Annotated in this window: 7 protein-coding genes and 1 riboswitch; of the genes, 4 read left to right on the top strand and 3 right to left on the bottom strand. The window is 69.2% G+C overall.

Annotated features, from left to right (window positions below):
* Positions 1 to 457 precede the first annotated feature (457 nt).
* From ACFXAZ_RS27795 to ACFXAZ_RS27785, 3 genes are all read left to right on the top strand, one after another.
* Complete coding sequence (locus ACFXAZ_RS27795) at positions 458 to 958, top strand: GNAT family N-acetyltransferase (protein ID WP_384596760.1); 501 nt, start codon at positions 458 to 460, stop codon at positions 956 to 958.
* Between the two features lie 77 nt (positions 959 to 1,035).
* Positions 1,036 to 1,125: riboswitch (cobalamin riboswitch) on the top strand.
* Between the two features lie 147 nt (positions 1,126 to 1,272).
* Positions 1,273 to 3,654: a ribonucleoside-diphosphate reductase subunit alpha gene (locus ACFXAZ_RS27790; protein ID WP_384596758.1), complete on the top strand. Its 2,382-nt coding sequence runs from the start codon at positions 1,273 to 1,275 to the stop codon at positions 3,652 to 3,654.
* Positions 3,654 to 4,667, top strand: a complete 1,014-nt coding sequence (locus ACFXAZ_RS27785) for a ribonucleotide-diphosphate reductase subunit beta (RefSeq protein ID WP_384596757.1) — start codon at positions 3,654 to 3,656, stop codon at positions 4,665 to 4,667. The genes ACFXAZ_RS27790 and ACFXAZ_RS27785 overlap by 1 nt, the downstream gene beginning before the upstream one ends.
* On the opposite strand, the gene ACFXAZ_RS27780 is transcribed toward ACFXAZ_RS27785, so the two are convergent.
* Complete coding sequence (locus ACFXAZ_RS27780) at positions 4,580 to 4,840, bottom strand: hypothetical protein (RefSeq protein WP_384596755.1); 261 nt, start codon at positions 4,838 to 4,840, stop codon at positions 4,580 to 4,582. The two genes, ACFXAZ_RS27785 and ACFXAZ_RS27780, sit on opposite strands and share 88 nt — an antisense overlap.
* Before the next feature lie 92 nt (positions 4,841 to 4,932).
* On the opposite strand from ACFXAZ_RS27780, the gene ACFXAZ_RS27775 reads away from it, so the two are divergent.
* On the top strand, positions 4,933 to 5,898 hold the full coding sequence (locus tag ACFXAZ_RS27775; protein ID WP_384596753.1) for a GlxA family transcriptional regulator: 966 nt from the start codon (positions 4,933 to 4,935) through the stop codon (positions 5,896 to 5,898).
* 76 nt (positions 5,899 to 5,974) lie between these two features.
* Here the strand turns inward: ACFXAZ_RS27775 and ACFXAZ_RS27770 are convergent, their stop codons facing one another.
* Together ACFXAZ_RS27770 and cyc1 are read right to left on the bottom strand one after the other, a co-directional pair.
* On the bottom strand, positions 5,975 to 7,351 hold the full coding sequence (locus ACFXAZ_RS27770; protein WP_384596751.1) for a cytochrome P450: 1,377 nt from the start codon (positions 7,349 to 7,351) through the stop codon (positions 5,975 to 5,977).
* Positions 7,348 to 8,361, bottom strand: coding sequence for an epi-isozizaene synthase (gene cyc1, locus ACFXAZ_RS27765; protein ID WP_384596749.1), 1,014 nt, complete (start codon positions 8,359 to 8,361; stop codon positions 7,348 to 7,350). Before cyc1 ends, ACFXAZ_RS27770 begins: the two co-directional genes overlap by 4 nt.
* Positions 8,362 to 8,775 lie beyond the last annotated feature (414 nt).

Raw genomic sequence — 8,775 nt, 5'->3', positions numbered from 1 at the left:
TTCCGTCACCAGGGAGGCCCGGGTCACATGGCTTCGCGGGTAAGGGTGCCGGTCCGTCGTGGTTGATCGCGCAGTTCCCCGCGCCCCTGAAGTGGGTGCCGGCACCCGGGATTCCCAGGGCCCCGAGCTGAGCGGGTACGGGTGCGGGTTCGTCGTGGTTGATCGCGCAGTTCCCCGCGCCCCTGAGGTGGGTGGTGTCGTCCAGGTTTTTCGGTTCACGGATGAGAGGGCGGGGGGGAAGTCCCGTACGGGTTCGGGATCGCGGGCATCTGGTGAGGCGCGTCGGCCGGCGGCCTGCGCAGGCCCCCTGGACAGCGACACGGGCACCCATCCCCAAGGGGCGCGGGGAACTGCGCGACCAGCCCACGACGGCGGTCGGTCAACGCACGGCATCGGGCCCCCAGGACCTCAGAAAATGCGCAGCCTCCAGACGGCGCCCCGAGGCACACTCACCCCCATGGACCTCCACATCAGACCCGCGACCCCGGACGAGTACCCCCTCCTCGGGGACCTCGTCGCCCATGCCTACCTCCGTGAGGGTCTCCTGGACTACGGCGAGGACGACCCCTACCTCCCGGTCCTCAAGGACGTCGCCGGACGAGCCGAACACGCCGAGATCCTGGTCGCCGAAACCCCGGCGGGAGCCATCGGCACGATCACCTTCGTGCCCGTCGGCGGCGGCCCCATGGCCGACATAGCCGGCCCCGGCGAGGCAGAGATCCGTATGCTCGCGGTCGCGCCGGAGGCCCGCGGCAAGGGCGCCGGCGAGGCCCTCGTACGCGCCTGCATCGAGCGCGCGGACAACGCGGAGCGCATCGTGCTCTCCTCGCAGAGCGCCATGCACGCCGCCCACCGCCTCTACGAACGCCTCGGTTTCGTCCGCACCCCAAGCCGCGACTGGAATCCCGTGCCGCACCTGGACGACCTCACTCTCCTCACCTACGAGTTGACACTCTGAAACCGGCGCGACACAACATCTGGGGGTGACACGACAGCACGGCACAAGATGTATGCTCATGCTCGCTGTCGCCGCAGGGGAATCCGGTGCGAATCCGGAACTGTCCCGCAACGGTGTACTTGTGCGCATCCGTCCCGTACGGCCCGCACCTGGTCAGTCCGAGGACCTGCCGACGGCGCGCCCGGCCATCCGGTCCGGGTGCCATGACGTCCGGGCCTCGTGGAGTGGGCCGGTGGACGCGACGCCCCGTGCGCTCGTGAGCCGCCGGCCCCTGCCCTCCCCGAGGCCCCGTGCCGAGCGAGGGAGAGCCCCACGTGACGATCGCGCCAGCCGATCCGGCTTCAGCAACCGCCCCAGCAGTCGCTTCCGCCGAGGAGACCGACGGTCCCGGCGCCGCGCTGCTGCGGACGCTGACCGAGCTGACCGCCGACCTCCCCGACGCCGACCCCGGCCGGGTGGCCGCCGCCGCCCTGCGCGGCCGGTCCGCGCGGGCCGACGGCGCGGAGCTGCGCGAGCTGGCCACCGAGGCCGCCGCCGGTCTGATCTCCGAGGACCCCGTCTACTCCCGGCTGGCCGCCCGGCTGCTGACCCTCTCCATCGCCGCCGAGGCCGCCTCCCAGGGCGTGACCACCTTCACCGGTTCCGTGGCGACCGGTCACCGCGAGGGCCTGATCGCCGACCGCACCGCCGCCTTCGTGACGCTGCACGCGGCCCGGCTCGACGCGCTGATCGACCCCGGCGCCGACGACCGCTTCGGCTACTTCGGCCTGCGCACCCTGCACAGCCGCTATCTGCTGCGCCACCCCATCACCCGCCAGGTGATCGAGACCCCGCAGCACTTCCTGCTCCGGGTCGCCGCCGGACTCGCGGAGGACGACACGGTCCGCGCGCTGGACGAGGTCGCCGCGCTGTACACCCTGATGAGCCGGCTGGACTATCTGCCCTCCTCCCCCACCCTCTTCAACTCCGGCACCCGCCACCCCCAGATGTCCTCCTGCTATCTCCTGGACTCCCCCAAGGACGAGCTGGACTCCATCTACGACCGCTACCACCAGGTCGCCCGGCTCTCCAAGCACGCCGGCGGCATCGGGCTCTCCTACTCCCGCATCCGTGCCCGCGGCTCCCTGATCCGCGGCACCAACGGGCACTCCAACGGCATCGTGCCGTTCCTCAAGACGCTCGACGCCTCGGTGGCCGCGGTGAACCAGGGCGGGCGGCGCAAGGGCGCGGCGGCGGTGTATCTGGAGACCTGGCACTCCGACATCGAGGAGTTCCTGGAGCTGCGCGACAACACCGGTGAGGACGCCCGCCGTACGCACAATCTGAACCTCGCGCACTGGGTGCCGGACGAGTTCATGCGCCGGGTCGACACCGACGGGATCTGGTCACTGTTCTCGCCCGCCGACGTGCCCGAACTGGTCGATCTGTGGGGCGCGGAGTTCGACGCGGCCTACCGGGAGGCCGAGCGCAAGGGGCTGGCCCGCAAGACGCTGCCCGCCCGTGAGCTGTACGGCCGGATGATGCGCACGCTCGCGCAGACCGGCCAGGGCTGGATGACCTTCAAGGACGCCGCCAACCGCACGGCCAACCAGACCGCCGAGCCGGGCCAGGTCGTCCACTCCTCGAATCTCTGCACGGAGATCCTGGAGGTCACGGACGACGGCGAGACCGCGGTCTGCAATCTGGGCTCGGTCAATCTGGGCGCCTTTGTCGACCAGGGCGCGAACGACATCGACTGGGAGCGGCTGGACGAGACGGTCCGTACGGCGGTGACGTTCCTGGACCGGGTCGTGGACATCAACTTCTACCCGACCGAGCAGGCGGGCCGCTCCAACTCCCGCTGGCGTCCGGTGGGCCTGGGCGCGATGGGCCTCCAGGACGTCTTCTTCAAGCTGCGGCTGCCCTTCGACTCGCCCGCGGCGAAGGCGCTGTCCACCCGGATCGCCGAGCGGATCATGCTGGCCGCGTACGAGGCGTCCGCCGACCTCGCCGAGCGCAACGGCCCGCTGCCGGCCTGGGACAAGACCCGTACCGCGCGCGGTGTGCTGCACCCCGATCACTACGGTGTCGAGACGACCTGGCCCGAGCGCTGGGCGGCGCTGCGGGAACGTGTCGCCGCCACCGGGATGCGCAACTCCCTGCTGCTGGCCATCGCGCCCACCGCGACCATCGCGTCCATCGCGGGCGTCTACGAATGCATCGAGCCGCAGGTGTCCAACCTGTTCAAGCGCGAGACGCTGTCCGGGGAGTTCCTCCAGGTCAACTCGTATCTGGTGCAGGACCTGAAGAACCTGGGGGTGTGGGACGCCCGTACCCGGGAGGCGCTGCGCGAGGCCAATGGCTCGGTGCAGGGCTTCGCGTGGATCCCGGAAGAGGTGCGGGGGCTGTACCGCACGGCCTGGGAGATCCCGCAGCGCGGTCTGATCGACATGGCCGCCGCCCGTACGCCGTATCTGGACCAGTCCCAGTCGCTGAATCTCTTCCTGGAGACGCCGACCATCGGCAAGTTGTCGTCGATGTACGCCTATGCCTGGAAGCAGGGGCTGAAGACGACGTACTACCTGCGCTCGCGCCCGGCGACCCGCATCGCCCGCGCGGCCCAGGCGCAACCCACCATTCCCGTCCAGCAGGCGCCCGAGGCCGACGCCGTCGCCTGCTCCCTCGAAAACCCCGAGAGCTGCGAGGCCTGCCAGTAATGTCCACCCGTAATACCAACCTGCTCGACCCGGGCTTCGAGCTGACGCTCCGCCCGATGCGCTACCCCGACTTCTACGAGCGCTACCGGGACGCCATCAAGAACACCTGGACCGTGGAGGAGGTCGACCTCCACTCGGACGTCGCCGATCTCGCCAAGCTCAGCGCCGCCGAGCAGCACCTCATCGGCCGGCTGGTCGCGTTCTTCGCGACGGGTGACTCGATCGTGGCGAACAACCTGGTGCTGACGCTGTACAAGCACATCAACTCGCCCGAGGCGCGGCTGTATCTGAGCCGTCAGCTGTTCGAGGAGGCCGTGCACGTCCAGTTCTATCTGACGCTGCTCGACACCTATCTCCCCGACCCGGCGGACCGCGTCGCCGCCTTCGACGCGGTGGAGAACATCCCGTCCATCCGCGAGAAGGCCGGGTTCTGCTTCAAGTGGATCAACGAGGTCGAGAAGCTGGACCGCCTGGAGACCCCGGCCGACCGCCGCCGCTTCGTCCTGAACCTGATCTGCTTCGCCGCGTGCATCGAGGGGCTGTTCTTCTACGGTGCCTTCGCGTACGTCTACTGGTTCCGCAGCCGGGGTCTGCTGCACGGCCTGGCGACCGGCACCAACTGGGTGTTCCGTGACGAGACGATGCACATGTCCTTCGCGTTCGAGGTCGTGGACACCGTCCGCAAGGAGGAGCCGGAGCTGTTCGACGACCGGCTTCGGCAGGAGGTCACCGACATGCTCGCGGAGGCCGTCGAGGCCGAGCTGCAATTCGCCCGCGACCTGTGCGGTGACGGCCTCCCCGGCATGAACACCGAGTCGATGCGGCAGTACCTGGAGTGTGTCGCCGACCAGCGGCTCACCCGGCTGGGCTTCGCGCCGGTCTACGGTTCGCAGAACCCCTTCTCCTTCATGGAGCTGCAAGGGGTTCAGGAGCTGACCAACTTCTTCGAGCGGCGGCCCTCGGCGTACCAGGTCGCGGTGGAGGGCACCGTGGACCTGGACGAGGACTTCTGAGGCTTCTGGGGTCCGTTGCTCTTCCCGGGTCCGTCGCCCTTCTCGGCCTCCCTGAGCTGACGGTCGACGCGGTGCTCGCGCGCCGCGCCGATCAGCGCGGGGAGGATCACGAGGAGGAGGATGCCGAGGACGGCCAGCAGGCCGATGAGTCCTTGTGTCTGCTCTGTAGTCATGACATCACTGTCGCTCCGGCGACTCCTGACCGACAGTGGCAGGACTGCCGCACAACCTCGACATCCTGCCAAGCGCGCGGCACACTGGCAGCATGCTGAAAAACGTGGCCGTCGCCCTGCTCGACGGCGCCCATCCCTTTGAGCTGGGCGTCGTCTGCGAGGTCTTCGGCATGGACCGCAGCGACGAGGGACTGCCGGTCTACGACTTCGCGGTGGTCTCGGCCGACGGCCCCACCCTGACCACCCACGTCCCCGGCTTCACCATGGGCACCCCGCACGGCCTGGAGCGCCTGGAGAGCGCCGACCTGATCGCCGTACCGGCGGGCAACGAATATGTCGTACGGGACTATCCGCGCCCCCTGCTGGACGCGCTGGTCCGGGCGGTCGACCGGGGCGCGCGGGTGCTCAGCGTCTGTTCCGGGGTGTTCGTGCTCGGCGCGGCCGGGCTGCTGGACGGCCGGCGCTGCGCGGCGCACTGGCTGCACGTCGAGGAGCTGTCCCGGCGCTATCCGCGCGCCAAGGTCGAGCCGGACGTGCTCTACGTCGACGACGACCCGGTGATCACCTCGGCGGGCACGGCGGCCGGGATCGACGCCTGTCTGCACCTCGTGCGCAAGGAGCAGGGGCCCGAGGTCGCCAACCGGATCGCCCGGCGCATGGTGGTGCCGCCGCACCGGGACGGCGGCCAGGCCCAGTACATCGAACGCCCGCTGCCGGCCGCGCCCTGCGACACCGTCGGCGAGGTGCTGGCCTGGATGGATCAGCACCTCGCCGAGGAGATGACGGTCGAACAGCTGGCGGCCCGCGCCCTGATGTCGCCGCGGACCTTCGCCCGCCGCTTCCAGCAGGAGACCGGCACGACGCCCTACCGCTGGATCCTGCGCCAGCGGGTGCTGCTGGCCCAGCGGCTGCTGGAGGCGACGGACGAGACGGTCGACGCCATCGCCTCCCGGACCGGGTTCGGCTCGGCGGCGGCGTTGCGGCACCAGTTCCTGCGTGCCATGGGGATCACCCCGAACGCCTACCGACGCACCTTCCGGGGCCCGGCGGCAGCCTGACCGCCCGGCCCGCGCCCTGGATCACCGGGTCACCTGGGCCCGGAGTCACCTGGGCCGGAATCACCCGGACCCCGGATCACCGCGGCACCGGCGTGAGCAGCAGCCGGTTCGGGCGCAGGGTGATGCCCAGCCGGGTCGCGTCGTCGGAGCCGGACGCCTGGACGAACCGGTACCTGTTCGCCACGGCCGCCGTGATCAGCGACAGCAGGGCCATCGAGAAGTGATCGCTCGGGCACTTGCGATTGCCCACACCGAACGGAGCCATGGCGAATTTCGGAACATCTTGCGATCGTTCCGGAAGCCATCGATCAGGATCGAACAGAAGGTTCTCGCCGTACGATCGCGGATCGCGTTGGACCGCGTACGGGCTGTACACGATGTCGGCCCCGGCCGGAATGCGATACCCGCCGAGTTCGGAGTCCTCCACTGCACGACGGGTCAGTATCCATACCGCCGGCCGCAAACGCATCGTCTCGACGATGACATTGTTGGTGTGCCGCAGCTTGCGGACGTCCTCGAATGCGACGGGCCGCCCGCCGGTGACGGATTGGACCTCCGCGCGCACCTTGTCCGCGTGCTCCGGGTGTTCGGCGAGGACGTGGAGCAGCGACATGACCATCGAGGCGACGGTTTCACTGCCGGGCAGGAGTATCGCGACCACCTGGTCGTGGATCTCCTGTTCCCCGATGGGGTCACCATTGTCGTCCTTCGCCGACAGCAATGCCGTCAGCAAATCGTCCGGCTTTTGACCGGATGCCCGGCGCTCGGCGACGATCTCGTCGACCAGGAGATGCAAATCGGCCAAGGCCCGGTTGAATTCCCGGTTGGCCGGAAGCGGCAGCCGGTACAGCGGTCCGAGGGGCACCACCATCCGCCGGTACATGCCCCGGAAGACCACGGCGAGCGCGTCGCACAGCCGCTCCGCCCGCTCGTCCATGTACGCGCCGCGCAGCAGACAGCGCGCGGCGATGCGCACCGCGACCCGGAACGCCTCTCCCGTGCACTCGATGGTCTCGCCCGGCCGCCAGCGCTCGGCCAGCGCGTGGGCCTCCTCCTCCATGATCGACGCGTAGCCCGGGATGGCGTCGAGACGGAACGCGGGCTGGATGGTGCGCCGCTGGCGGCGGTGGCGCGGGCCATTGGCGGTGGCCACGCCCTCCGTGCCGACCAAGCCCTCCAGGGACTCCCAGAGCGGGCCGGCGATCTTGTAGTTGGGGTCCAGGGCGAGTGCGCCGGTCAGCTCCGGCGTGGTGACGGCGTACACCGTCTTGGGGCCGAGCTTCAGTCGCACGACCTCGCCGTGCGCGCGCAGGCCGGCCATGAAGCCGAGCGGGTCGCGCGCCAGTTTCAGGCCGTGTCCGAAGACCGGCCGGCCGCCGCCCGCGAGGGGCGGTTCACGCAGTTCCTCTGGCCCGGGGGTGGTGGTTTCGGGCTTCACCGACTCGACGGTCATTTCTCACCTGCCGCTTCGTTGTTGACGTACGGGGGCGTGGACCGGTCGTCCCAGCTGTCGACCATGTAACGGCCGGATTCATGGTGGAACCAGTAGACGGAACTGAACCAGTTCCGCATGTTCGCGACGCAGGACCTGACGGCCCCGCCGATTTTCTTTCCGGACACCGTGCCGTCGTCCAGTTCGTCGGCGAGACGCAATGCCTCCCTTTCGGCGACCTGGAATCCGGAAATGCATTCCTCGACCCGGCGCCGTACTTCGGCGACGGATTCTTCGAGGGTCAGCCCTTCATGGGTGACTAGACTGATCCCGAGATTGTGCACCTCGGCGCCCGCGATTTCCTTGGGCAGCGAGCAGAGGTCGTTGTACCAGGCGGCGAATTCCTGACTGAGCAATGCCGCCCGGCGAAAGGCCGGGTGCTTGCGCACCGAACGCGGGAGTTCCAGTCCCGCGGCCGGCTCCAGCAGATCCGTCCAGATCCAGTGCGCGAAGGTCAGCCGGCGCAGTGCGAGGTATTCCTCGACGCCGGGAATGATCCCCTCCGTGCGATTGTGGAACTCGCGGTCGTACGCGTCGATGACCGCGTGGAAGTGCCGGCAGAAGCGCGCGTTCCAGGTCTGCGGCAGAAACGACAGCACTCGCGTCACACTGTCCGCGAACCCTGCCACCAGGGGATCCTTGTGGTGCAGATGATCCGTGGGAGCATCGAGCGCCGCGTGCAGCCGGCGCCGCAGCCGCCGCCATGACTCGGGGCGGCGGTGCACGATGTCACGGTCGTGACGGTCGTCCCAGACGAAGAACCAGGTGCTGTAGTCCGCTATCGCCTGGAGAACGTCATCGGGGGCACCGAGGTAGTACCCCGCCATGAGGTCGGTGTAGCAAAGTCCATCGGCATATTCCTCCACCTTGTCGGCCGGCATCAGCCGCATTTCGAGCAGCCAGGCGCGGGTCTTCTCCTGGAGCCTGGGCCAATACGGGTGCAGTTGCCGTGGAAACGTCGCCTCGATCACCGGGAGAGAGAGCGATGGTGGGATCGCGGTCGTCGTCGATGTGGTGCCGTGTGGGAAAGACACGAACAAACCCCTCTCAGCCGCCAGATGCGCACACCCCTCCCGCGGTACCGGGCGTGCGCCGTTGCGTATCCCCGCACTTCCCATTCAGCACCACAACTGACCGATTTGGGAACGGATTTGCTCCATTCACTACCCCATCATGCCGAGATTCCCCTCTTGCGTGATCGATTGGGGATCGCTATGCATACGGATCCGATCGGCCATGCATCGGTCATGCATCGGCCCTGCATCGACCACCCGGCGGGCAGACGAACGGCGCCCCGCCCGCTGGAAAACCCGCCCGGCGCCCGCGGGGGGGGGCGGGGGGGGGGGGCGGGCGGGGCCCCCCCCCCCCCGGCCGGCACGCGGTGG

Origin of the sequence: Streptomyces sp. NPDC059477 (assembly GCF_042749375.1) — a bacterium.
GTDB lineage: Bacteria > Actinomycetota > Actinomycetes > Streptomycetales > Streptomycetaceae > Streptomyces.
The sequence above is the reverse complement of the archived record's forward strand: the minus strand, read 5'-3'. Positions and strand labels throughout refer to the sequence as shown.